Origin of the sequence: Corynebacterium jeddahense, from assembly GCF_028609865.1 — a bacterium.
GTDB lineage: Bacteria > Actinomycetota > Actinomycetes > Mycobacteriales > Mycobacteriaceae > Corynebacterium > Corynebacterium jeddahense.
The window spans coordinates 925,189-948,003 of the sequence record NZ_CP063194.1; the positions used below are offsets into that span (position 1 = coordinate 925,189).

Genomic DNA, 22,815 nt, shown 5'->3' on the forward strand with positions numbered 1-22,815 from the left:
GCAGTGAATTCCCTGGTGGCGCCTGCTGAACCGACGAGGGGAGGCGATGCCGCCGGCCCGGGGTGGGGCACAGGGGTGACGGTGGTCGAAGGGTGATGTTTGAAGATTTGATGAAGATTTCCCCGCCGGGCACTGAGCGAGGGTGGTATTCCCCCTGGCCGGAGTGATACTGGGGTCTATGGCTGACCACACACCGACCACCGCCACGCCCCCGGGGCGGGTGCTGGTCGTCGATGATGAACAACCCCTGGCTCAGATGGTGGCCTCCTACCTCGTCCGGGCCGGCTTCGATACCCGCCAGGCGCACACCGGCACCCAGGCCGTGGACGAGGCCCGTCGCTTTTCCCCCGATGTTGTGGTGCTGGATCTGGGGCTGCCCGAACTCGACGGTCTGGAGGTGTGCCGACGGATCCGCACCTTCTCGGACTGCTACATCCTCATGCTCACCGCGCGTGGCAGCGAGGACGACAAGATCAGCGGTTTGACCCTGGGGGCGGATGACTACATCACCAAACCTTTTAGCATCCGGGAACTGGTGACCCGGGTGCATGCGGTGCTGCGCCGCCCGCGCACCAGCACCACCCCACCGCAGGTGACCACCCCCTTGATCGTTGGTGACCTCATCCTTGACCCCGTCGCCCATCAGGTGCGGGTGGGGGAGACGACCGTGGAGCTCACCCGCACGGAGTTCGAGCTGCTGGTTACCCTGGCCCTGCGCCCCGGCCAAGTGCTGACCCGCCACGACCTGGTCACCGAGGTCTGGGACACCACCTGGGTCGGTGATGAACGCATCGTCGATGTCCACATCGGCAACTTGCGTCGCAAGCTCGGCACCGACACCCGGGGCCGGGGGTTTATCGACACCGTCCGTGGCGTGGGCTACCGGGTGGGGCAGCCATGAATCACGGACCCGGCCTGACCTTCCGCTTCCTGGCCGCCCAGGTGTTGGTCGTGGTGATTAGCCTGCTGGTGGCCGCGACCGTGGCCACGATGGTGGGCCCGACCCTGTTCCATGGTCATATGTCGATGGCCGGCCGGGAGGGCCCCTCGCTGGAGCTGTTCCATGCCGAGCGGGCCTACCGGGACGCCAACCTGATCACCCTGGCCGTCGCCCTTCCCACCGCCTTGATCAGCGCCCTACTGGCCAGCCTGTGGTTATCGCGTCGTCTGCGCACCCCCCTGCAGGATCTCACCCGCGCCGCTACCAGCCTGACGGCCGGCAACTCCCGTATCCGCGTGCCCGCCGGAGAAGCGGGCCCCGAAGTCACCACCCTGGCGCATGCCTTCAACACCATGGCCGACCGGCTGGAACACACCGAACAGGTCCGCCGCCAGATGCTCTCTGATTTGGCCCACGAAATGGGCACCCCCTTATCGGTGCTCACGGTCTACCTCGATGGTCTCCAGGACGGGGTCGTGGATTGGAATAATGCCACCTACACGATCATGGCTGACCAACTCACCCGCCTGACCCGGTTGATGGGAGACATTGACGAAGTCTCCCGGGCCCAGGAACACCGGATCGATTTGGACCTGGCGGAGGAAGGGCTCGGGGATCTACTCCATTCCGCCGCTGCTGCCGCGGGGGAAGCTTATGCTGACAAAGGCGTCGATTTACAGGTCGAGACCATTACGGACACCGCCCGGGTGGTCGTGGACCGGCAACGCTTCGGCCAGGTGATGAGCAATCTCCTGTCGAACGCGCTACGTCACACCCCGGCCGGCGGGCAGGTCCGGATCAGCGTCCACCGACAGGGGGCGTCCACCGCGCTCATCCACGTTGCCGATGACGGCGAGGGCATCCCACCTGGCCAGCTCGGATACATCTTCGAACGCTTCTACCGGGGGGATGCCGCCCGCAGCCGGGACAACGGCGGGGCCGGTATCGGTCTGACCATCTCCAAGGCATTGATCGAGGCCCACGGCGGCACTCTCACCGCCACCTCCCCCGGACCCGGTCGCGGAACGGTGTTTGCCCTCCGCCTCCCGCTGTCCCCTCCCGACAGTGAGGAGGCTGCTCGGTGACCGCACCCTGCCCCGTGTGAGGGCCGTGCCCTCCACCCCTTGAAAATATACCCCGGGGGGGTATATGCTTGCGAGCGTTACCGCATCCCACCGACCCGTAGGAGCTTTCCCATGATCACCTCCCCGCCCCGCCTCTTGCCGATGGCCTCCCACGGCTGCAGCTGTTGCGAACCTGCCTCACGTGCCGACACCGCCTCCGTCCCTGCCTCCGGCGACTCGTCAGCAGGAGGGGCTTCCCCTAGCTACCAGGTCACAGGCTTGACCTGCGGGCACTGCGCGAAAAGCGTGACCCAGGCCCTTCAGGCCCTGCCCCAGGTCGACGACGTCCAGATTGATCTCGCTGCTGGTGGTGTTTCCACCGTCACGGTCACCGGTGTCGTACCTCCGGAGATGGTTCGCCGGGCCATCGAGGAGGCCGGCTACACCGTCTTATCCTGATCAGTTTTACCCATCATCTCGACCCCGACCGGGTTGAGCGGAAGGAACCTCATGAGCACTCCCCACCATTCCGGTGATCACCATGGTGATCACCCCGCTCCGGAAACAGACCACACCCACCACCCGCATCATGCCAGCCACGAACACCACGCAGATGCCGACACCCACGGCCAGGCGATGCCCCACGATCACCCGCACTCCGCCCTGGACGAAGACCACCAGGTTCATGGTCACGGCGAACACGCCGGACACAGCACCGCAATGTTTCGGGACCGCTTCTGGTGGTCGCTGATTCTGTCCATTCCCGTCACTATTTTCAGCCCCATGGTCGCCCAGCTGCTCGGCTACCACCTCCCGGCATTCCCCGGATCCACCTGGATCCCCCCGGTGCTGGGCACGATCATCTTCGTCTACGGCGGAACGCCTTTCCTCAAGGGTGGATGGAACGAACTGAAATCCCGCCAACCCGGGATGATGCTCCTGATCGCGATGGCCATCACCGTGGCGTTTGTCGCCTCCTGGGTCACCACTCTGGGGCTGGGCGGTTTTGAGCTGGACTTCTGGTGGGAGCTGGCTCTGCTGGTGACCATCATGCTGCTGGGCCACTGGCTGGAGATGCGCGCTCTCGGGGCCGCGTCCTCCGCGCTTGACGCGCTGGCTGCCCTGCTGCCGGATGAGGCCGAGAAAGTCATCGACGGGACCACCCGCACCGTGGCCATCTCCGAGCTGGTCGTCGACGACGTCGTGCTGGTGAGGGCCGGTGCCCGGGTGCCGGCCGACGGTACCATCCTCGACGGAGCCGCCGAATTCGATGAGGCGATGATCACCGGCGAATCCCGTCCCGTCTTCCGCGACACCGGTGACAAGGTGGTCGCCGGTACTGTGGCCACCGACAACACCGTCCGTATCCGGGTGGAGGCTACCGGCGGGGACACCGCCCTGGCCGGGATCCAACGCTTGGTTGCCGACGCTCAGGAGTCCTCCTCCCGGGCCCAGGCCCTGGCGGATCGGGCGGCGGCGTTGTTGTTCTGGTTCGCGCTGATCTCCGCTCTGATCACCGCGGTGGTGTGGACCATCATCGGCAGCCCGGACGATGCCGTGGTGCGCACGGTCACGGTGCTGGTCATCGCCTGCCCGCACGCCCTGGGCCTGGCGATTCCGCTGGTCATTGCGATCTCCACCGAGCGAGCCGCGAAATCCGGGGTGCTCATCAAGGACCGGATGACGCTCGAGCGGATGCGCACCATCGACGTGGTGCTCTTCGACAAAACCGGCACCCTGACCGAGGGTGCGCACGCGGTCACCGATGTCGCGGCAGCTGACGGCGTCACCGAGGGCGAGCTGCTGGCCCTGGCCGCCGCCGCGGAGGCCGACAGCGAGCACCCCGTGGCCCGCGCCATCGTGGCGGCCGCGGCCGCCCATCCCGAGGCCTCCCGTCGGCAAATCCGTGCAACTGGTTTCAGCGCCGCCTCCGGCAGGGGAGTCCGGGCCACTGTCGAGGGCGCTGAGATCCTCGTGGGCGGGCCGAACATGCTGCGCGAGCTCAACCTCACCACCCCGGCCGAGCTCACCGACACCACCAGCGCCTGGACCGGGCGTGGGGCCGGTGTGCTCCATATTGTCCGCGACGGTCAGATCATCGGTGCTGTGGCCGTCGAGGACAAGATCCGCCCCGAATCCCGCGCCGCCGTGAAAGCCCTGCAGGACCGCGGGGTGAAGGTCGCGATGATCACCGGTGACGCGCAGCAGGTGGCCCAGGCGGTTGGCCAGGACCTGGGGATCGATGAGGTCTTCGCCGAGGTCCTGCCCCAGGACAAGGACACCAAGGTCACCCAGTTGCAGGAGCGTGGCCTGAGCGTGGCCATGGTCGGCGACGGTGTCAACGACGCCCCCGCTCTGACCCGCGCGGAGGTCGGTATCGCCATCGGGGCCGGCACGGATGTGGCCATGGAATCCGCCGGAGTGGTCCTGGCCAGTGATGACCCGCGGGCAGTGCTGTCGATGATCGAGCTCTCGCAGGCCAGCTACCGCAAGATGATCCAGAACCTCATCTGGGCCTCTGGCTACAACATCCTCGCCGTGCCGCTGGCCGCCGGCGTGCTCGCCCCGATCGGGTTCGTGCTGTCCCCAGCCGTGGGCGCGATCTTGATGTCTGCCTCGACCATCGTGGTGGCCCTGAACGCTCAGCTGTTGCGCCGCATTGATTTGGATCCGGCCCACCTGGCTCCGACCGACGTGAAGGAGGAACACACCACGCCTACTCCGGCATCCACCGCCGTCCGCTGATCCACCACTTCTCTCCACTACCCCCATATGACCCTGAAAGGCTCCACCATGAAGCGCACCCTTGTTCTTTCCGCTCTCGCCGTGGCCTCCACCCTGGTTTTGTCCGCCTGCGGTGAGACCACCGAGTCAGACAACACCGACGCCACCACCTCGGCCACCAGCACTGCGACGACTACCGCTGAGACGACCGAGACCACCACGGCGACGACTGAGGCGGACGGGGAGATCTCCGCCGATCACAACGACGCGGACATCATGTTTGCCCAGATGATGATCCCCCATCACCAGCAGGCCGTGGAGATGAGTGAAATCCTCCTGGCCAAGGAGGGTATCCCCGCCCAGGTCGTGGAGTTTGCCCAGGGGGTTATTGACGCCCAGGGCCCGGAGATCGACCGGATGAACGCCATGCTCGAGGCCTGGGGCCAGCAGCCGGTTACCGACTCCGGGGGCATGGGGACCATGGACGAGATGGGTGGAATGGATCACGGGGCAATGGGTGGCATGAGCGGGATGATGAGCCAAGAGGACATGACAGTCCTTGAGGAAGCCCAGGGCACCGAGGCTGCCCGCCTCTACCTGGAGCAGATGACCGCCCACCACGAAGGTGCGGTCGACATGGCCCGTGACGAGGCTGCTGACGGCCAGAATCCCCATGCGATCACCCTGGCCGAACAAATTATCAACGACCAGGAGGCCGAGATCGCCCAGATGCAGCAGATGCTCACTGACCTATGACAGGTCCCCGTCTTTTTCTGATCCCGAGGACAGGAATCTGAAAAAGACGCCGGGAGCACACGTCGATGACGGTGGCCAGATAGAGGAATTGCCTCTGGCCACAGGGCAGGTAGGTGATGTCGCCGACGTAGACCTGATTCGGTGCCTCAGCCCGGAACTTGCGTTTGAGGAAGTCCTCGACAACGCGTGCGCCCTGGTCCTTGACCGTGGTCTTCTTCGGTTTACGTAGGTTCACACCGACGATGTTGTGGGTGCGCATCAGCTGTTCCACGCGTTTGCGGTTGATCGGCTCTGCTTTCTCATTGAGTTCGATGGTCATTCTCCTGACTCCGATGGCGCCGTCGAATTCCTGGTGGTACTCGCGCATGCGCTTAACCAGCGCTTTGCCGACGTCTCGGCGGGCGTCGCGTCTGGCCCGCCATCTGTAGAAGCTCGACCGGTTCAGGCCGAGTACCTGGCACAACCGCTTCACCCCGTGGGTGGTGTGGTGGTCGTCAACGAACTGGAAGCGGCTCACCAGGTCGTCTCTCCCGCGAAATATTTGGCCGCCGTGCGCAGGATGTCGCGCTCGGTCGTCAGCTTCGCTGTTTCGGCTTTCAGGCGTTGGACCTCTCACCGCAGGCGGACCAGCCCCTGGTCGGCACCAGCGGGGGACGTCGAGGGAATCTACCCTCGGTCCCGACGGGCCTTGTGGACCCAGGTCTTCAGCGTGCCGCGGGCGATCCCGAGGTTTTCCGAGATCGAGGAATACGAGGCTCCCTCGGTGGTCTCGTAGAGCCGGACCGCGTCGGCTTTGAATTCATCGGAGTAAGTGTTTTTCGGCATAGTGTCTCTGCTTTCTCCGGTCCAGTCTGGACCAGTTCCAGCGTGTCCACTAAACGGGGGTCAGGCCCGCTGCGCAGCAACCGCATAGATCCGACTCACCGCCGAATGCTTTGCCGGGAGCCTAACCGGCGCGCACAGGAAACTCCCGGCTATTTCCCAAGCTTCTTGCGTCGCTCGGCGGCGAGTTTCAGCCGCTCGGCGCGATGAGAACGTTCCTTCTCGAGCAGTTCCTCGAGGATCTTGTCTTCCTCGTCGGAGATGTCGAAGACGGCGTACCAAGCGGCCGCGAGTATGCCCACCACCGGCCACACCACCCAGGCGTAGTCCAGATCCAGCCCAATCTCCAGCACGAGATAGACCGCCAAGCCGCCAATGAGGGTGGTGTAGATCGCGGTGTCCATCCTCCGCTTCGCTGCAAGTTTCTCATCCAGTTCAACCTCGGACGGTGTCCGCTTCTCCAATGTGAACGGTTCGGCCGGGAGGTCGTCGAAAAGCATTGAAAGCTCCCCGCGCGTGCGCGCAACCGCGGCTTGACCTGTGCGTTCTTCAAACTCTCCCACATCCAGGTAGCCGTCTGCGAACAGTGTGCCCAGCCGGTCCAGCGCGTTCGAACGCTCGGCGTCGCCCACGCGGATTTCGTCCATCATCGCTCCCAACTTGCACTTGCCCCTGCGGCAAGCTGTTCAATCGCAACCATGGCAGATGGTATCGAATACGCGATCAGCGAGGCCGCGGAAGCCCTCGGCGTTTCCACCAAGGCGCTGCGCCACTGGGAGGCGCTCGGCCTCATCACACCCGCGCGCACGTGGGCCGACCACCGCGTTTACAGCGAGGCGGACCTCGAGCGCGGCGCGGCCATCGCCCTCTACCGCGGAGTCGGCGTGCCGCTTGCGCAGATCGCGCAGCTTCTCGACGCCTCCGGAGCCACCCTCACCCGCGCCCTCAAGCACCACCAAGAAGCACTCGCTTCTCGACGGCGCACGCTCGACGCCCAACTCACATCTGTCCAACACCTCATTGACAACGCGACGAAAGGATCTATCGACATGGACGCAATGAAGAAGTACCTCGGCGAAGATATGCCCGCCTACCAGGAGGAGGCTGAGCAGCGCTGGGGTGATACCCCGGAGTGGGCGCAGTCCCAGAAAAAGCTCGCTCAAATGGGCGAAGGTGACTTCAAACGCCTGCAGGAAGAACAGGACGCGCTCGCCGCGGATCTGATCGCCGCACGCGATTCCGGCGTGGACCCCGGCTCCGAGGAAGCCGAAGCACTGGTGGAGCGCCACCGCGCAAGCATCGCCCAGTGGTACGAGGCGACCCCGGCTCGCCAGCTCATCCTCGCGCGCATGTACGTTGACGACGCGCGCTTCCACGAAGCCTACGGCGGCGCGCAGGACTACCTGCTCGAGCTGGTCACCGCCCACGCGGCGGCCGAAGGTGTGGACGTGGGCAACCCGCAGTGGGGCTAGAAACGGAGCAGTAATCCTTCCAACTCTTGCTGGAGCAAAGGCCACGGTTTGGTTAGGTCTAGTGTTGTCGCCCCTAGCCCTGAGCCGCCGCTTGTTCCGTCAGGCATCTGAGCTGGGGACACGGCCATTCGGCTGTTGAGGTTCTTTGGTATGAGCCTGCAGGAGCGGTGTTACGGCAGCCGGGGCCGGCGCCTCGTCGACTTCAGCTCCGAGCGCCGCTTCTTTGCTTCGAGACGGCGTCGCACCGAGCCGCGCGTCGGCTTCGTTTTCCGCCGCGGGGGAGGCGGTGGGGCGAGCGCCTCCCGCAATAGGGCGGCCATGCGTTCCCGCATCTCGGCACGGTTGCGGACCTGCGAGCGCTGCGTCGACGCGCTCACGGTGAGCACAGTGCCGTCCAGGCGGTGTTCGAGGTCGTGGAGGGCGCGGCGGCGTTGGGCGTCGGAAAGCGATGCGCACGTCGCGATGTCGATGGAGAGCTGCACCTTGCTGTCGGTGGTGTTGACGCCCTGGCCGCCGGGGCCCGACGCCTTCGCAAACCGCTCCGTCAGATCCGCGGCGGCGACGACGAGGCCACCGGGGATGCCCGGGCCGGGCGCGATGGTAAGATCCTGCATGCCCAACACCCTACGTTCACCCTGGGGCCGAGGACGAGGCGGCTGAGTCGGTGCTGTCGGTTGTTAATCGCGATAAATCTCGCGGTGGTGGCCTATCGAAAGCACCGCGATTGTGATCGTGCCTTCATCGATGAGGGCGAGGATCCGGTACGCGCCGACGCGGTATCTCCACTCGCCGGAACGATTTGCGGAGAGCCCTTTCCCAAATGTGCGCGGGTTGGTGCAGCCGTCCAAATTCTCTTTGATCCAGGTGGCGATGAGCCGCGCGTCGAAGCGGTCCATCTTCTTCAGCTGCTTCCGTGCGCGGGCCGTGAATTCGACAGTGTAGTGACGCGATGGTGCCATCGTCCGGGGGGCGCTACGTATTGAGATCGGCGAGGATGTCGTCCACGCTGTACCGCTCGCCGGTGTCGTGCGCGATCGCGTCTCGAAGCTCCCGCAGATCATGCGCATCTTCAATCTTTTCCAAGATCGCATTGCGGGCGAATTCGGAAAGAGTGACGCCCTCGAAGCGAGCGTACTTACGCACGAGCTCTGCATCGTTGTCATCCATCCGAATCGTCATCGTAGCCATGTTTACCCCTTTGATCAGTGTGAATACACTGTATTCGGTAGGTGCTCGATATGCAATGGGTAACGCGGAGCCCGTTGCAAAGCACCTGCGCCTAGCGCCGCGACTACACGACCTCTGAGTACTTGCGCACGTAGCCGACCGCGATGACGACGAGCGCCGTGAAGGCGCCGATGACGGTCTCCGCGGTGCGGGCGAGCAACATCGGCCAGACGGGGGAGGCCTTGACCGTCTGCGCCATCAGCAGGGCGGTCGGGGTGAAGAAGCTGGCGGCGTCTTTAGCGGACAGGTTTCTTGGCGCCGACGCGCCGTCGAATTTATATTTAACGTGTAGTTAGGCTTCGGGACTGCCCACGCAGAACTCGTTGCCTTCTGGGTCCTGCATCACTGTCCAAACCAGTCCGGGGGCCTCATGGGTGCCGAGTTCGGTGGCGCCTAGACCTTTGAGGCGCTCCACCAGGGACTCGCGGTCGGTCCCGCCGCCGTCGATATGCATTCGGTTTTTGCCAGGCGTGGGGTCCTCAACGCGCTGAAACCCCAGCGCCGGCGTTGAATCGACCATAACGAAGTCGCCGTAGTTCGCAGCAATCTCGCATCCGGTGGCGGCGGACCAGAACTCGGCGAGCCTAGATGGATTGTGGCTGTCAAAGGTGATTTGCCGAATAGTGAAGTCGGGATCGCTCATGAGCATCATTATGAGGGCAGGGCTTAGAAAGCGCAGCCTGGTGTCCGGGCGGGGACTCAGCCTTCCGGCTTAGTGGAGCGTTTTGAATCGCGAGGGTCGCTCCCGCGATAGCGTAAGAACTCGATGTCGTAGCCTTTTTCGGCTTCGGCGACCCAATCATCAACCTGATCTTCACTGATCGGCTTCCCGTTTATTGTCTTCATGGTAGTCACCGTAATGCGGGAGTGGTGTGGTTGCGTAGGGTGGGAGTGTACTTGCATTTGGGTGAGCCGAAACTTAACGTTGTGCGTTATTGACGCTTCGCGTTATGGGGGTTAGGGTGAAGCATGATCCAGTCGTTCGGGAACCGAGAAACCGAGCTGGTGTTTCTGCGTGAACCAGTTCCGAAACTGGATCCTCGGATCCATAAGTCGGCGAACAAGAAGCTCCACCAGCTCGACGCTGCTGTATCCCTTGACTCCCTTCGCGTACCGCCCGGGAATCGCCTAGAAGCTCTCAAGGGAGATAGGAAAGGGGCGTTTAGCATCCGAGTGAATGACCAGTGGAGAATTACATTCCGCTGGAAGGACGCAGGGCCCGAACAAGTGACCATTGAGGATTACCACTAAGGAACACCATGTCGAACAAACTGTACCCGCCGATCCATCCTGGAGAGATTCTCTTAGAGGACTTCATTGAAGGATTCGGAATCACTCAGCACAAGCTTGCCGTGTCTATCGGGGTTCCGCCCCGCCGAATCAACGAAATTGTGCACGGCAAACGTGGAATCACGGCTGACACCGCGCTTAGACTCGGAAAGTATTTTGGGGTGGAGCCGATATTCTGGATGAATCTGCAGAACCAGTATGAGATTGAGCTGGCGGAAGATAGGGCCCTTGCCGAGATCGAACGGATTCAGCCGGTCCAGGCTGCCTCGGCGTAGGCGGTTCCGGAGCGGAGTGCCACCTAGGTTCGTGGCTTGGCTCTGATTTAAGGAAGCTGGGGACGTTTGCGCGTCGACTTCAGCTCCGAGCGCCGCATTTTTGCTTCTCGACGGCGCCGCACCGAGCCCCTGGTCGGCTTCGTCTTCCGGCGCGGGGGAGGCGGCGGGGCGAGCGCCTCGCGCAACAGCGCCGCCATGCGGTGGCGTGCTTCGGCGCGGTTGCGGACCTGCGAGCGTTGGTTCGACGCGGCCACGGTGAGGACGGTGCCGTCCAGGCGGTGCCCGAGGCTGGTGAGGGCGCGGCGGCGTTGGGCGTCGGTAAGCGATGCGCACGCGGCGATATCGAGGGAAAGCTGCACCTTGCTGTCGGTCGTGTTGACGCCCTGGCCGCCGGGCCCCGACGATTTAGCGAACCGCTCGGTCAGGTCGGCGGCGGCGATGACCACGCCGCCGGGGATCCCCGGGCCGGGCGCGATGGTCAGGTCCTTCATGCCGCCCACCCTACGTTTTCGCCTCCTGAGTCAACGGCTTCCGATCCTCTAGCATCCCAACTCACGACAAATCTCGTCCGCAGTGAACCTCTCACCGGAGTCAGACTCGAGGGCGGCACGAAGTTCTTCAACATCTTGGAGGTCTTCGACCTTTTCCATGATGGCGGTTCGAGCGAATTCGGAAACAGTCATGCCTTCCGAACGCGCAAATTCGGCTAGGAGCGGTGCTTCCTCGCTACTCAATCGGATCTTCAGGAACACTCTTACGCCTTCGGCTTTTTCTCGTCTCGGCCTAAGCGGAAGCCGCGCCGCTTCGAGCGGGATTCCATTTCAGCATGGTCTTCGCTGGCGGCAGGCTCGAGTGCTTCTTGCGCTTCTTTCTCCCGCCGCGCTTCGATCTCTGCGGCCTTTGCAAGCAGCCGGTCTTCGTTCATGTCGCGAATCTTCTCGGTGGCTTTCTGGGCCTGATCCACTGCAGACCGACGGGCGCGATTCGCGGCGTCGACCGTGTCTCCCGCTAGAGACATCACAGATTGGCGCCACCCCTGAACTTGGAGCTGCTCTGCATCCTCCACGCTCAGGCGCAAATGTTGAGCAAACGCGCTGATGTTGTCGTGAATACTGTTCGCATGCGCAGTGATGTGGCGTGCGCGAAGCGGGTTAGTCACCCAAACCTGATTGCTCAGTTTCGCTGCGTCGCGGACAGCTGAATCCATCTCGAGCAAACGGCGGGTCGTTGACCCCAATCGAGCCTTTCGCGCTTCGACGATTCCTTCACGGTGGGAGTCCAGCTGGGCGGGCTCAAACTCGTTTACGTGAGCGAGTTCAAGGACGTACATTCTATCGTGGAGATAGATGCTCCGAGCAGCTACGCCCAGCCAAATCGAAAGATCGTCTTTCAACCCAGCAAGTAGCGTTTCAAGTTTCTTTGAGTTGTTCTTGTGCTTCCGGAGCTGATCAACTGCGTCATCGAGTTGTTCGATGGCGTAAGACTCGATGCTATTCAGCGCTGATCCGAGGTGGTCAACCTTCGACCAGGTGGTTGCGGAAACGCTGCTGCTGCGCCGGTAAAGTTCGTCAGCTTCCTCAATCGTGTACTGGATACCGCCAAGTTGAGCTAGCGCATTAATCTTGCGCTCCCGAAGGAGGTCATCGAGTTTCTCATCGATAACCTCCAGATACTCCTTGATTTCCGCGATTGCTGCCTCAATCGCTGCTTGCGCGGCAATGCCGGCAGCATTCGAGGCCATGACTGGAGAGAACTTCACCTCTTGGAAAGACGTGTGTTTGAAGAACTGGCTTGGGTTGTCAGCGAGCCCAAGATCGCTTCGACGCAGGACTCCTGGCACCGGTCCTGTCGACGTGCGGTGCCGAAGTAGCGCTGCAGTTTCGTCTGTCGCTTTGTAGTACTTGCCGGACTTGAACTTGCGGTCGGAGATCGTGCTCAACACATTGTTCGCGCGGAAAAGCACTTGCGGTGACATTGGCTCAAACGCGGGCGAGGAAGAGGGTGGGAAGCTTTCGTCCTCGCTCAGGATCAGCAGGCCTTCGCTGTCTGCCAAGAAAGCCAGTTCTTTACTTGCAGTCCCCATACACCGAAACTGTAGTCCTCGGGGCGTGCATTCCGTGCACTCTTCAGCGGAAACTCGCGGCTTGCGCAAGAGCTTCTCGGCGCCCACGCGTCCGCTTACACTGGCGCGCATGAAGACATCGCTCTATGTTTCTTTCCCCGGCAACGCCCGCGAGGCCCTCGAGTTTTACCACGAGGTGTTCGGTGGCGAGCTCGACATCATCACCTACGGCGAGCAGCTCGACCGCGGTGCGCAGTTCCCGTTCGACCCGCCGCGCGACGCCGTCGCGCACGGCACCCTGACCGGACCGTTCACGTTCGGCGGGGGCGACGACCTGCAGAACAACTCCAGCACGCTGGACCGGGGTGTTTTCGGCTTTACCGCCGAGATGGAGTCGGTGGAGGAGGGCGAGCAGCTCATCGAGAAGCTCACCCGCGGCGGCGGCAAGGTCACCATGCCGTTCGCAAAGGCGCCGTGGGGCGCGCACTTCGGAGTCGTGGAGGACAAGTTCGGACTCGCCTGGAACATCTCTACTGGCGACGGGAGGTAGGTCGCGGGGTGGGGCGGAGCTTTCCGTCGCTAAGCAATTGCTTTAACGGCCCGGCAGCACAACAGAGGGGTACTTGCGCACGTATCCCACCGCGATGACCACGAGCGCCGCGCCCGCGCCGATGACGGTCTCTGCGGTGCGTGCGAGCAGCATCGGCGCGCCGGGGGCGGTGTCCACCACCTGGATCATGAGCAGCGCGGTCGGGGTGATGAAGCTGGCGGCGATGGTGTAGTTGCGGGTCACGTACATCTCGGTGAGGTACTGCAGGATCACAATCCAGACGACGATTTGCCAGGGCTGCATCGGGTGGGAGAGCAAGAAGCCGGCGACGGCGATGCCGCTGAGCGTGCCCAGCACGCGCTCGATCGCGCGGTAGAACTGAACCTTGAACCGGGAGTTCACCAGCGGCGTGACGGAGGCGACCATCGCCCAGTAGGAGTGCGAGAGGGGGTCGATGAGTCGCCCGCGAGGGCCTGGTATTTCAGCCGGTTGCCGCGCGTGGCGTGCCTGCCGTACACGCCGGTGAAGGCGCCGAAGTTGGCGTAGATCGCCAGGTCGAGCCGCCCCAGCGCGAGCAGGGTGAACATCGGGATGGCCACGCCGAGGGCGGTGCGGAACGCCGGGATATGGTCGCGCTGTGCGGGCCCCATCCGAAATAACGGCCCGAACCGGTCCACCATCGCCCTCCTCCGACGCGTTCACACCAACCCATCCGACTGTGATCGGTCGCAGGGGCGGTTGCGTATCGACGACCTTACGGCCGGGCGCGCTAGTAGCGCTGGCTGAACGCCGAGCGCACCGCCTGGAGCTGCCAGGCGAGCACGAGGCTGGTGATGCCACTGACCACGCCCCACAGGCCGGCCGTCCACACGAGCGCTTCGACGGACTTGCCGGGGTTGGCGATGATGAGCCAGATCATGATGACCGCGAAGATGGCGTAGATGATGCCGACGCCGATGCCCCAGCCGCGGCCGTGGTTGAGCAGCGCCACCGCGCGGAAGAGCACCGCGAACGCGATGAGCCACAGCGCGAGCAGCGCGACGAAGAAGCCGGTACCGACCGGGACGAAGAGCAGCACGATGCCGGCGATCAGCGTGAGCACGCCGAAGAACATGTCCCAGCCCCATCCCGGGAAGTCGCGGCGCAGGCGGGCGACGGCCGCGATTTCGGTGGCGCCGGAGTCGATGAGCCAGAAGGCGATGAGGTAGCCGACGAACGGGGTAATCACATTCGTCGCCTTCGACGGCGAGGAGAGGACGAGGATGCCGAAGATGAGGCCGATCGCGCCGTGGGCGACGAGCAGCCCGATGCTCCAGTTCGCGACCGAGCTGACGCGGTCGCCGAGCGGACGCTGGGGAGTGGAAGAAGTGGTCATGGAAGTGTCCTTCATCGTGATCGTGCGCGAACGGCACGGTGGGCCGGTATGACCCGCGCCACTTATTTTGCGCCGTGGCGGAAAAATCGCAAACGATCCGCCGCCGGACTCTTGCATACACTCGCCCCCATGCAGACTTCCCTCTATGTTTCCTTCCCCGGCAACGCTCGACATCATCACCTACGGCGAGCAGCTCGACCGCGGCGCGCAGTTCCCGTTCGATCCGCCCCGCGACGCAGTCGCGCACGGCACCCTGACCGGCCCGTTTACGCTCGGTGGCGGGGACGACCTGCAACACAGCGCTGAGAAGCTGGAGCGGGGTGTGTTTGGTTTTACGGCAGAGGTGGAGTCGCCGGAGGAGGGCGAGCGCCTCATCGAGCAGCTCACCGCCGGCGGTGGCACCGTGACGATGCCGTTCGCGAAAGCACCCTGGGGCGCCCACTTTGGGGTGGTCGAGGACCGCTTTGGCCTGGCATGGAATGTCACGACCGGCGAGCGCTAAGCCAACCGGGGACGCGGTAATCCGGCGGGCGGGCGAGGGGGAGGCGGAGCTCGTCGCTATGCTGCTGCGCGACTTCAACACCGAGTTCGACACCCCGGTGCCCGCTGGGCTCGAGCGCAGGTTCGCCGCGTTGCTTGCGCGCGAGGACGTCATCGTCATCCTCGCCGGCACGGTCGGGTTCGCCTACCTCACGCTGCGGCCGAGCCCGTACTACGACGGGCCGGTGGCGATGCTCGAGGAGCTCTACGTCGCGCCGGGGCGCCGCGGCGCCGGCATCGGCAGCGCGATAATGGCGCGGGTGCTCGACGAGCTGGCGCAGCGTGGCGCGGAGGAGATGCAGATCAACGTCGACGAGGTGGACACCGACGCCCGCCGGTTCTACGAGCGCCACGGCTTCACCAACATCGAGCACGGCTCGCGCATGCTGCTCTACATCCAGGAGTTATAAGCGCTCGTGCACGCCTGGGCGGGATAGGGAATACTGAGGCCCTATGAGTGGACGCAACCAAGCAGAAGTGACCCAGACCGTCATCCTCCCGCAGTCGAAGGACGCGATGTTCATCACCGTGGGCATCAAGGAGGGCAGCGAGCAGGCGGCGCTCGAGGCGCTGACCAGCCTGTCCAGCCTCACCAACGGCGTCGGCTTCCGATACCCGGGCGCGAACCTGAGCGCGGTCGCGGGCATCGGCGCGACAATGTGGGACAGGCTGTTCACCCTGGAAAAGCCCGAGCACCTGCACGAGTTCGTCGAGCTTCAAGGCACCAAGCACCACGCGCCATCCACCCCGGGCGACCTGTTCTTCCACATCCGCGCCGACGAGTACGACGTCGCTTTCGAGCTCGCCCGCCGTCTCAACGCGCTGCTCGAGGACGCGATCGACTACCACGATGAGGTTCACGCCTTCCAGTACCAGGACTTCCGCGACCCGCTCGGCTTCGTCGACGGCACCGAGAGTCCGCGCGGCGACGAGGGCGTGGCCGTCGCCATCATTCGCGACGGTATGTGGGCCGGCGGCAGCTACATCGTGGAGCAGAAGTACGTCCACGACCTGAAGAAATGGAACGCCCTCAAGGTGGAGGAGCAGGAGCAGGTCATCGGCCGCACGAAGCACTCCGACATCGAACTGGACAACAAGGCGGGCAACAGCCACGTGGCGGTGAACCAGGTGGAGGACGAAGACGGCAACGGCCTCGAGATCGTGCGCAACAACCTCTCCTTCGGCGACGCGCTGGGCAAGCAGGGCACCTTCTTCATGTCGTACGCGCGCGACCCACGTATCACCGAGGTGATGCTGCGCCGCATGTTCATCGGGGAGCCGGAGGGCAACACCGACCGCATCCTGGAGTTTTCGGAGGCGCTGACCGGCTGCAATTTCTTCGCGCCGCCGCGGCTCTTCCTCGACCACTGCGCCGACTACGCCCACGACCACCTCAAGCCCGCCGAGGACCCGCAGCCGAACCAGCCGGCGATCAACCTGCCGCAAGGCAAAGCGGTCTTCCCGGACCGCGCGGACGTGCCCACCTCCCACAACGCGGAGGACGTGGAGCAGGCGCACGCTCGCTACGGCGCGGGGGAGTAACAGTGCAGGTCGCGGATCTGCTCGACGTCATCTACACCGCCGGAACAGTCTTCGACGGCTTATCGACGAGCCGTCCGGCCACCGACGCATTCCTGCGCACCGGCGACACCACCGGCGTGCGGGGCCGGGGTGACCTTGCGCTGCTGGAGGACTTACGCGACGCGGCCGAAATCGCGCTCGACTGCGCGGGTAGTCGGCTGGACAGTCGGCTGGACGTTGCGGCCCTGAAGCGGATCAACGCCGCGATGACGCGCAGTGCGGCGCTCAACCCCGGAAAGTTACGCACGGCCGCGCAGGGCATCGGGGTGCGCACCCCACTCGGGCGTTTTGAGCCACCCGAAATCGACGAAGCGGGCCTGGACGCGCTGATCACGCAAGCGCTGAACGCGCCGAACGACGTGGAGCGTGCGATCGAGCTGTTCTTGCGTCTTGCGAAAGCGCAGCCGTTCGAGGACGGCAACAAGCGCACGGCGATCCTCGCGGCCAACGCCTTCCTGATCGGCAGCGGCAGCGACGTTTTCCTCACCGTCCCCTTCGACGATAACGACCCAGCCACATCCAGCAGGTTCAACGAAATGCTTGCTCGCTGGTACCTCCGCGACGAGCTGACTGGCGTGAAGGTCATGCTGCTTCAGAACGGGCTGGCACCCGCACCCGCGCGATAAGCCCGCCGTTGGGCGGCGCCTTAAGTTCGAGCGCGCCGCCGTGCGCCTCCGCGATCGCCTTGACCAGCGCGAGCCCCAGGCCGTGGCCGCGGCTTGTGCGTGCCCGGGCGAATGGCTCGGCGAGGGTTTCGGGGTCCTCGACCATCTCGCCGGCGTTGGCCACCTCTACCACCGCGTGGCCACCGTCGCGGAACACACGCATGGTTGCTGTCCCCGGCGTGCCGTGGGTTAGTGCGTTGCGGGCCAAGTTGTCAATGGCTTGGGACATGAGGGTGACGGAGGCATCGATACGCGCGGGCTCGAGCTCGATGGGGATGTCGTACGCGGCGGCGACGCGGCGGCACACAGCAGCGAGGTCGACCGGCTCGAGGGTGGGCGCGAGGTGCGCGAGCTGCAGTAGCGCCGCGACGGTGTCGGCGTTTCGCGCGTTGACCTCGCGGATGCGTGTGAGCGCGGGGCGCAGGGCATCGTCTGGTCCGGCGAGGGCGACATCGGCGACAGTTTGAATAGTGGCGATCGGGGTTTTCAGCTCGTGCGAGGCGTTCGCGGCGAAGCGCTTTTGCCTATCGACGGCACCTTGCACCGAATCCAGCATCACATTCAGCGCCTCGGTAACGTCGCCGATCTCGTCGGGCGGGCCCTCGTAGGCGATGCGGGTGGTGAGATCGCCGGCGGTGACCTCGCGGGCGGCGTCGGCGATGCCGGTGAGCGGGCGAATCACCAACCCCGCCACGAACCAGCCGACCGCCCCCGCGATGGCGGTGAGCACCGCAAGCACGGTAAGGGAGACACCGAGGATGACGCGCAGGATTTCGTTGGTGATGGGGACGGCGGCGTCGATGACCAGGCCATTGTCCTCGATGGGGAAGGTGGCCTGGAACGGCACCGGGGTGAGCCTGAGGTACGCGTACACGAGCCCGATCAGCAGAAGGCCGACGCCGAGGACCGTGCCGACGAACAACACGGTGATGCGGGCGCGCAGGGAGAGCCGCTGCATCGCCTACGCCTCCGCCATGTAGTAGCCGGCGCCTGGCACGGTGTGGATGATCCACGGGTCGCCGAGCTTGCGCCGCAGGTGGGAGATGGTCACGCGCGGGGAGTTGGTGAAGGGGTCGGCGTTTTCGTCCCACGCCTCCTCCAGCAGCTCCTCGGCCGAGATGATGCCTCCGTCGGCACGCATGAGCACCTCCAGGATCGCGAACTCCTTCGGACTCAGGTTCACCTGCGCACCGGCGCGCTCCACGGTGCGGCGGAAGGTATCCAGGCGCACGTCGCCGCAGCGGTACACCTCGCCGCGAGCGGGAGCGTTGCGCTTGGCCAGGGCTTTCACGCGCGCGATGAGCTCCGGCACATCGAACGGTTTGGGTAGGTAGTCGTCGACCCCCAGGTCGAAGCCCTCCAGCCGGTCGTCGAGGGTGCCCGACGCCGTCAGCATGATCACCCTCGTCGCCGGATGCGTATCGACGACTTCGCGGCAGACCTCGTCCCCATGTACACCGGGCAGGTCGCGGTCGAGGACGACGACGTCGGGCCGGAGGTCGTCGATAAGCATGAGCGCCTCGGTGCCGCTGAAGGCGACACGGACGTCCATGCCCGCGCGCTTGAGCGCCGTGCCGACGGCTTCGGCGAGATACGTTTCGTCGTCGACCACCACAACCCGGATTGTCATGGGGCGAATGGTAGCTGCGCGCGTGTTGCGGGAGCGTAAACAACGGGCGTTAACGCGGGCGCAACGCGACACACTTTAGGTTCCTGGCTGTGCAGAATTCGAGTGGTGCCCGCAACGTGGGCGTGGATGTGACCAGGGCGATCGCCCTGATCGGGATGTTCGTCTCGCACCTGAGCTACCCGAGCGGCATACTTGCGGAGGTCGTGTACGGCTTCCCGGCGGCGCTGTTCGCGTTCGTGGCTGGCGTGTCGATGGCGTTCATGTCGGCGGGCGGGGCGCGGCCGGCGCACTTTGTGGTGCGCGGGTTGGTGCTGGTGGCGCTACATTTCGGGCTCGCGCTGGTGCCGACGGACATCTACATCGTCCTGGGCACGCTCGGAATCTGCATGATTTCGCTCGCCTGGGCGCCTAAGTGGTCTTCGAGGGTTCAGCTGCTGGTGGCGGTAGTGCTGACTGTGGTGTCGGGACTGGTGGCCGCGTTTGGTCCGGCGTTGAATTACTCGCCGTTCATGTGGGCCGCACTCATGCTGGCGGGGATGCTGTTTCACCGGCACGTGCTGGGTTGCAGCCGGCGGTTGGCGTGGGGAGCTGTGGTGGGGCTTGCGCTGATGGCCCTGGACATCGCCGCCCGCTGGTACGTGCCGCTACCGCTGGTGTTGGACGTTGACGGGCACACGGGTGGGGTGTTGGACGTGGTGGGCAGCGTCGGGACGTCGATAGGCATCTGCTCCGCGTGCTGCGTGGTGGCGCGCCGGTGGCAGGTGGTGCTGCCGCGGATGGGGCGGATGCCGCTGACGCTGTACTGCCTGCACGTGGTGAGCTCGCCGTTCGTCGGGCTGTGGGTCACACTCGCTGGGGCAACGGCGATGGCGGCGGCGTGGCTGCACGTTTTCCGGCGCGGGCCGGTGGAGGAAGCAGTGCGTCGAATCGTGGGGGCGGGGGTTCATTGCTTTGAAAAGTGGAAAGGAAAAGGAAATGAAGAAGATCGCAGGATTGATGCTGGCAGCGGGGATGCTCGTAGTGCAGCCGGCGTGGGCGATGGAGTCGCAAACATTCGCCGGTGACACCCCGGAGGTGGAGGCGGTGGTCTCCGTGCGCGTGGACGACTCCGACCCCGAGGAAGGCGTGTGCACCGGCACCGCCATCGCCCCGCACTGGGTACTCACGGCGCGCCACTGCGTGGAGGCAGCGAAGAAACCGGGCGGCTCGGTGCGTGCGGGCCAGGGCGAGATGCAGTTCAACTACCAGATCGACCGGTGGGAGGTCGCCCCGCGCGGCGACATAGCGCTCGCGCACACGGTGGAGGAAATGCAGATCGGTCGGTTCGCGGAAGTCGCGGAGGAGGTGCCGTCCGGCGAGGTCAACGTGTACGGATGGTCCTCCGATGGCTCCGGCGGGACCACGAAGCTGCCGTCCGCGAAAGGCGAGGTGCGTGGAGAGTCGCCGCTGGCGCTGTTCGAGGCACCCACCGCCCTCGACGTCGCACTCCAAGACGGTGCCCGCATCCAGCCCGGGGACTCCGGCGGTGCGGTTTTCTCAGGTGGCAAGGCCGCGGGCGTGATGTCGGCGGGCCTGTTCGAGGACCCCGACAACCCGACGGAGGAGGAGATGACCTCCAACGCCGCGGTGGCGGTGGCCCCTGTGGCGGACCAGGTGGAGTGGATCCGGGGTCTGCTGTCGAAGCCGGAAAAGACCCCGGAGGAGCGCATGCCAGCGAGCGACGGGCCGCGGGCGAGTGGCTTCACCATGGCTGGGGTAGCGGTGGGCCTGCTGATCGCGGTGGCCGCAGGGTGGGTGGTGTTGTCGCGCCGGAAGGCGTAGCTCCGCCGGCGATTAGAACTTGGCGATCGGCCCGAGGATCTGGTCGATCGGGTTCGCCAACAGCAGGGTCAACAGACCGAGGACACCGAGGATGCTGGCCAGAATTATCGGAAGCGGCGCCTCGCTGCTCGAGGAGTTTTCGCCGGCAGGCTGCTGCGGGGCGGGCTTTTCCGGAGCGGGCTCAGCCTTGGCTGGCGCGACCTCGACCGGGACGACCACGTCGGTGCCCGCGTCGGTGGTGACGCGTAGCTCCTGGGTGCCGCGCAAGTCGGCCGGGACGGTGAGCTCTACGGTTGCGACGCCGTACTCGTTGGCGGTCGCGCCGCCGTTATCCTGCTTGATCTGGGCGGTCGCGGTGGCGTCGCCAAGCTTCACGGTGGCGGTGGTGGCGGTCTCGCCCTGCTCGTAGAGCAGCGAGCTGAGCTCGATCGTTGCCTTTTCGCCGGCTTTCAGCGGCGCCGGGATGTGCACGCCCACGTTGGACTGGCTGGTGCGCGGTGTCTTCTTCGCGTCGGAGGCGAGGAACTCCACAAGCGCGTTCAGGTCGATGTAGCCGAGGTTCACCGGCTTGCTGCCGCGGGTGAAGGCCTCGAAGTTGTCCCCGCCGCCGAGGATGAAGGTGGAGCCGGCGACGATGTAGGTCTTGTCCGGATCGATCGGTGCGCCGTCGATGGTCACGGAGGTGATCTTGGAACCGACCGGCGCTGTCGGGTCGTAGGTGTAGGAGACGTTGTCGGAGACACCCAGCGGGAACATCGGGCGGTCCTTGTCGTCGCGCCACTGCTGCTCCAGGGCGGCGACGACGTCGGAACCCTTCAGCTCGACGTAGGTGTTTTCGCCGCCGAACGGCTGGATGGCGAAAGCCTCGGCGTAGGTCACGTCGCCCTTTTCCAGCTCGGCGCGCACCCCGCCCGCGTTCATCACGGCGAGGTCGGGCTTGACCGAGGAGTTGTTGGCAACACCGAGGCGGGTTACGTTGGCGATGAAGTTGTTGAGCTGGGACTCCTTATCGCCGGCGCGGTAGAAGTCGGCGTCGGCGGTGCCGATGACCTTGTTGCCCTCGACGCTGGCCTTCTCCACCGCGTCTTTCACAATCGCGTCGATTTCCGGCTGCGGGGTGTCGCACGCGCGGATGGCGTCGGCGTCGAGGAGTTCGACGTTGCCGAAGGTGACCTTCTTCGTCGCTTTGTCGTACTTTACGTCTACGTTGGCCAGGTTCTTGCCGTACTCGCCGGCCTGGATGAGCAGGGGAGAGGCGTCCTGCTGCAGCACCCGCCGGTGGGAGTGACCGAGGAAGGCGATGTCGACGTCCTCGGAGAACTGTGCTGCCTTGATTCCACCCTCATGCACAAGGGCCACGACGACGTCGGCCTCGCCGGATTCCTTGAGCTGCTTCGCCAGGTCGTTGGTGGCCTGCACCGGATCGTTCCAGGTGATGCCCGCGATCGACTCCGGGTTCACCAGGTTCGGCATGTCCGCGGTGACCGTCCCCACGAAAGCAACTTTCGCGCCGTCGAGTTCCTTCACAACATAGTCCTTGGTGCCCTTGACCGTCTTCGCGTTCGCCGCGAGGTAGTCGAAGTCGGCAGCGTCGACGACGCGAGTGGAGAAGTCCTCGGCGCCCTGGTCGAACTCGTGGTTGCCCACGGCGGAGACCTGCACCTTCATCAGGTTGAGAATGTCGAGCGTCGGCTTGTCCTTCAGCAGCATCGACGCGAACGGGGAGGCGCCGATGTTGTCGCCGGAGGAGGTGAGGATGTGGGTCTTGCCCTCAGCGGCCTTGTCCACGGAGCACTTCAGCTTCGCGGCACCCGGGACGCGCTTCGTCTCCTCCCAGTAGCCGTGGAAGTCGGTGATGTTGGAAATGGTGAATTCGGAGGTGGTCTCGGCGGCCGAGGCCGGGACAATTACCGCCGAAAGGGCGGCGACAGTAACGGTTGAGCAGACGATTCGGTAGCGGGCGCGCATGAGCAGGACCTTTCGTAGAACACGGGCACAAATACGCTGAGAAGCGTGTGAGA

Annotated in this window: 33 protein-coding genes; 15 read left to right on the forward strand and 18 right to left on the reverse strand. The window is 64.7% G+C overall.

Annotated elements, in window-relative coordinates; translation table 11 throughout:
- Window positions 1–178 precede the first annotated feature (178 nt).
- The 5 genes from CJEDD_RS04565 to CJEDD_RS04585 all read left to right on the forward strand — a co-directional run bounded on the left by CJEDD_RS04565 (window position 179) and on the right by CJEDD_RS04585 (window position 5,484).
- Window positions 179–901, forward strand: a complete 723-nt coding sequence (locus CJEDD_RS04565) for a response regulator transcription factor (RefSeq protein WP_273657642.1) — start codon at window positions 179–181, stop codon at window positions 899–901.
- Entirely contained in the window at window positions 898–2,025 is a 1,128-nt protein-coding gene (locus CJEDD_RS04570) for a sensor histidine kinase (RefSeq protein ID WP_042407260.1), read from the forward strand. The genes CJEDD_RS04565 and CJEDD_RS04570 overlap by 4 nt, the downstream gene beginning before the upstream one ends.
- Window positions 2,026–2,136: 111 nt before the next feature.
- On the forward strand, window positions 2,137–2,463 hold the full coding sequence (locus CJEDD_RS04575) for a heavy-metal-associated domain-containing protein (RefSeq protein ID WP_042407257.1): 327 nt from the start codon (window positions 2,137–2,139) through the stop codon (window positions 2,461–2,463).
- Window positions 2,464–2,514: 51 nt separating this feature from the next.
- Entirely contained in the window at window positions 2,515–4,749 is a 2,235-nt protein-coding gene (locus CJEDD_RS04580) for a copper-translocating P-type ATPase (RefSeq protein WP_074432525.1), read from the forward strand.
- Window positions 4,750–4,797: 48 nt separating this feature from the next.
- Complete coding sequence (locus CJEDD_RS04585; protein WP_042407249.1) at window positions 4,798–5,484, forward strand: DUF305 domain-containing protein; 687 nt, start codon at window positions 4,798–4,800, stop codon at window positions 5,482–5,484.
- On the opposite strand, the gene CJEDD_RS04590 is transcribed toward CJEDD_RS04585, so the two are convergent.
- From CJEDD_RS04590 to CJEDD_RS04600, 3 genes are all read right to left on the reverse strand, one after another.
- A complete protein-coding gene (locus CJEDD_RS04590) occupies window positions 5,471–6,001 on the reverse strand; it encodes an IS3 family transposase (RefSeq protein ID WP_052333787.1) in 531 nt (176 codons plus the stop codon). The genes CJEDD_RS04585 and CJEDD_RS04590 overlap by 14 nt on opposite strands.
- 149 nt (window positions 6,002–6,150) lie before the next feature.
- On the reverse strand, window positions 6,151–6,309 hold the full coding sequence (locus tag CJEDD_RS04595) for an IS3 family transposase (RefSeq protein WP_074432524.1): 159 nt from the start codon (window positions 6,307–6,309) through the stop codon (window positions 6,151–6,153).
- Window positions 6,310–6,458: 149 nt separating this feature from the next.
- Window positions 6,459–6,956 (reverse strand): DUF1707 SHOCT-like domain-containing protein, encoded by a 498-nt coding sequence (locus CJEDD_RS04600; protein ID WP_042407246.1) that lies wholly within the window; start codon window positions 6,954–6,956, stop codon window positions 6,459–6,461.
- Window positions 6,957–7,004: 48 nt separating this feature from the next.
- Between CJEDD_RS04600 and CJEDD_RS04605 the strand changes: the two genes are divergently transcribed.
- Window positions 7,005–7,778 carry a MerR family transcriptional regulator gene (locus CJEDD_RS04605; protein ID WP_042407245.1) on the forward strand — a complete coding sequence of 258 codons (774 nt, stop codon included), beginning with the start codon at window positions 7,005–7,007 and terminating at the stop codon, window positions 7,776–7,778.
- 170 nt (window positions 7,779–7,948) lie between these two features.
- Here CJEDD_RS04605 and arfB (CJEDD_RS04610) read toward each other — a convergent pair whose 3' ends face one another.
- From arfB (CJEDD_RS04610) to CJEDD_RS04635, 6 genes are all read right to left on the reverse strand, one after another.
- Window positions 7,949–8,392, reverse strand: coding sequence for an alternative ribosome rescue aminoacyl-tRNA hydrolase ArfB (arfB, locus tag CJEDD_RS04610; protein ID WP_042407240.1), 444 nt, complete (start codon window positions 8,390–8,392; stop codon window positions 7,949–7,951).
- Between the two features lie 63 nt (window positions 8,393–8,455).
- On the reverse strand, window positions 8,456–8,674 hold the full coding sequence (locus tag CJEDD_RS04615; RefSeq protein ID WP_042407237.1) for a type II toxin-antitoxin system RelE family toxin: 219 nt from the start codon (window positions 8,672–8,674) through the stop codon (window positions 8,456–8,458).
- A gap of 76 nt (window positions 8,675–8,750) precedes the next feature.
- Entirely contained in the window at window positions 8,751–8,966 is a 216-nt protein-coding gene (gene relB / locus CJEDD_RS04620; RefSeq protein WP_042407235.1) for a type II toxin-antitoxin system RelB family antitoxin, read from the reverse strand.
- Between the two features lie 103 nt (window positions 8,967–9,069).
- Window positions 9,070–9,204 carry a hypothetical protein gene (locus CJEDD_RS04625; RefSeq protein ID WP_269744998.1) on the reverse strand — a complete coding sequence of 45 codons (135 nt, stop codon included), beginning with the start codon at window positions 9,202–9,204 and terminating at the stop codon, window positions 9,070–9,072.
- 93 nt (window positions 9,205–9,297) lie between these two features.
- Entirely contained in the window at window positions 9,298–9,657 is a 360-nt protein-coding gene (locus CJEDD_RS04630; RefSeq protein WP_415857855.1) for a VOC family protein, read from the reverse strand.
- Window positions 9,658–9,704: 47 nt separating this feature from the next.
- On the reverse strand, window positions 9,705–9,851 hold the full coding sequence (locus CJEDD_RS04635; RefSeq protein WP_157034468.1) for a toxin-antitoxin system antitoxin subunit: 147 nt from the start codon (window positions 9,849–9,851) through the stop codon (window positions 9,705–9,707).
- Between the two features lie 123 nt (window positions 9,852–9,974).
- Between CJEDD_RS04635 and CJEDD_RS04640 the strand changes: the two genes are divergently transcribed.
- A complete protein-coding gene (locus CJEDD_RS04640; protein ID WP_074432522.1) occupies window positions 9,975–10,256 on the forward strand; it encodes a type II toxin-antitoxin system RelE/ParE family toxin in 282 nt (93 codons plus the stop codon).
- Between the two features lie 8 nt (window positions 10,257–10,264).
- The gene (locus CJEDD_RS04645; protein ID WP_042407232.1) at window positions 10,265–10,570 is read left to right on the forward strand and encodes a HigA family addiction module antitoxin; all 306 of its coding nucleotides are present in this window, start codon (window positions 10,265–10,267) and stop codon (window positions 10,568–10,570) included.
- Between the two features lie 47 nt (window positions 10,571–10,617).
- On the opposite strand, the gene arfB (CJEDD_RS04650) is transcribed toward CJEDD_RS04645, so the two are convergent.
- From arfB (CJEDD_RS04650) to CJEDD_RS04660, 3 genes are read right to left on the reverse strand one after another with little or no spacing between them, the layout of a single operon-like run.
- On the reverse strand, window positions 10,618–11,061 hold the full coding sequence (gene arfB / locus CJEDD_RS04650) for an alternative ribosome rescue aminoacyl-tRNA hydrolase ArfB (protein WP_042407230.1): 444 nt from the start codon (window positions 11,059–11,061) through the stop codon (window positions 10,618–10,620).
- Between the two features lie 48 nt (window positions 11,062–11,109).
- Window positions 11,110–11,322: a type II toxin-antitoxin system RelB family antitoxin gene (gene relB, locus CJEDD_RS04655; RefSeq protein WP_042407227.1), complete on the reverse strand. Its 213-nt coding sequence runs from the start codon at window positions 11,320–11,322 to the stop codon at window positions 11,110–11,112.
- A 2-nt stretch (window positions 11,323–11,324) separates the two neighbouring features.
- The gene (locus CJEDD_RS04660; protein WP_042407223.1) at window positions 11,325–12,653 is read right to left on the reverse strand and encodes a hypothetical protein; all 1,329 of its coding nucleotides are present in this window, start codon (window positions 12,651–12,653) and stop codon (window positions 11,325–11,327) included.
- A 109-nt stretch (window positions 12,654–12,762) separates the two neighbouring features.
- Here CJEDD_RS04660 and CJEDD_RS04665 point away from each other — a divergent pair, with 109 nt between their 5' ends.
- Window positions 12,763–13,182 carry a VOC family protein gene (locus tag CJEDD_RS04665; protein WP_042407220.1) on the forward strand — a complete coding sequence of 140 codons (420 nt, stop codon included), beginning with the start codon at window positions 12,763–12,765 and terminating at the stop codon, window positions 13,180–13,182.
- 42 nt (window positions 13,183–13,224) lie between these two features.
- Here CJEDD_RS04665 and CJEDD_RS04670 read toward each other — a convergent pair whose 3' ends face one another.
- From CJEDD_RS04670 to CJEDD_RS04680, 3 genes are all read right to left on the reverse strand, one after another.
- On the reverse strand, window positions 13,225–13,608 hold the full coding sequence (locus CJEDD_RS04670) for an FUSC family protein (protein WP_052333786.1): 384 nt from the start codon (window positions 13,606–13,608) through the stop codon (window positions 13,225–13,227).
- Window positions 13,581–13,862, reverse strand: a complete 282-nt coding sequence (locus CJEDD_RS04675) for a hypothetical protein (protein ID WP_052333785.1) — start codon at window positions 13,860–13,862, stop codon at window positions 13,581–13,583. Before CJEDD_RS04675 ends, CJEDD_RS04670 begins: the two co-directional genes overlap by 28 nt.
- An 89-nt stretch (window positions 13,863–13,951) precedes the next feature.
- Window positions 13,952–14,557 (reverse strand): HdeD family acid-resistance protein, encoded by a 606-nt coding sequence (locus CJEDD_RS04680; protein WP_042407215.1) that lies wholly within the window; start codon window positions 14,555–14,557, stop codon window positions 13,952–13,954.
- Window positions 14,558–14,702: 145 nt separating this feature from the next.
- Between CJEDD_RS04680 and CJEDD_RS04685 the strand changes: the two genes are divergently transcribed.
- The 4 genes from CJEDD_RS04685 to CJEDD_RS04700 are packed head-to-tail and all read left to right on the forward strand — an operon-like array spanning window position 14,703 to window position 17,304.
- A complete protein-coding gene (locus CJEDD_RS04685) occupies window positions 14,703–15,059 on the forward strand; it encodes a VOC family protein (RefSeq protein ID WP_052333784.1) in 357 nt (118 codons plus the stop codon).
- Window positions 15,037–15,507, forward strand: coding sequence for a GNAT family N-acetyltransferase (locus CJEDD_RS04690; RefSeq protein WP_042407212.1), 471 nt, complete (start codon window positions 15,037–15,039; stop codon window positions 15,505–15,507). Before CJEDD_RS04685 ends, CJEDD_RS04690 begins: the two co-directional genes overlap by 23 nt.
- Window positions 15,508–15,550: 43 nt before the next feature.
- The gene (locus CJEDD_RS04695; RefSeq protein WP_273657643.1) at window positions 15,551–16,639 is read left to right on the forward strand and encodes a Dyp-type peroxidase; all 1,089 of its coding nucleotides are present in this window, start codon (window positions 15,551–15,553) and stop codon (window positions 16,637–16,639) included.
- Window positions 16,640–16,641: 2 nt separating this feature from the next.
- Complete coding sequence (locus CJEDD_RS04700; RefSeq protein WP_042406580.1) at window positions 16,642–17,304, forward strand: Fic family protein; 663 nt, start codon at window positions 16,642–16,644, stop codon at window positions 17,302–17,304.
- Here CJEDD_RS04700 and CJEDD_RS04705 read toward each other — a convergent pair.
- Both CJEDD_RS04705 and CJEDD_RS04710 read right to left on the reverse strand, forming a co-directional pair.
- On the reverse strand, window positions 17,261–18,301 hold the full coding sequence (locus CJEDD_RS04705; RefSeq protein WP_042406577.1) for a sensor histidine kinase: 1,041 nt from the start codon (window positions 18,299–18,301) through the stop codon (window positions 17,261–17,263). The two genes, CJEDD_RS04700 and CJEDD_RS04705, sit on opposite strands and share 44 nt — an antisense overlap.
- 3 nt (window positions 18,302–18,304) lie before the next feature.
- Complete coding sequence (locus CJEDD_RS04710; protein WP_042406573.1) at window positions 18,305–18,973, reverse strand: response regulator transcription factor; 669 nt, start codon at window positions 18,971–18,973, stop codon at window positions 18,305–18,307.
- Between the two features lie 89 nt (window positions 18,974–19,062).
- On the opposite strand from CJEDD_RS04710, the gene CJEDD_RS04715 reads away from it, so the two are divergent.
- Window positions 19,063–20,037: a DUF418 domain-containing protein gene (locus CJEDD_RS04715; RefSeq protein WP_232297699.1), complete on the forward strand. Its 975-nt coding sequence runs from the start codon at window positions 19,063–19,065 to the stop codon at window positions 20,035–20,037.
- On the forward strand, window positions 19,949–20,794 hold the full coding sequence (locus CJEDD_RS04720) for a trypsin-like serine protease (RefSeq protein WP_042406568.1): 846 nt from the start codon (window positions 19,949–19,951) through the stop codon (window positions 20,792–20,794). The genes CJEDD_RS04715 and CJEDD_RS04720 overlap by 89 nt, the downstream gene beginning before the upstream one ends.
- Window positions 20,795–20,806: 12 nt before the next feature.
- Here the strand turns inward: CJEDD_RS04720 and CJEDD_RS04725 are convergent, their stop codons facing one another.
- Window positions 20,807–22,762: a bifunctional metallophosphatase/5'-nucleotidase gene (locus tag CJEDD_RS04725; RefSeq protein WP_042406559.1), complete on the reverse strand. Its 1,956-nt coding sequence runs from the start codon at window positions 22,760–22,762 to the stop codon at window positions 20,807–20,809.
- Window positions 22,763–22,815 lie beyond the last annotated feature (53 nt).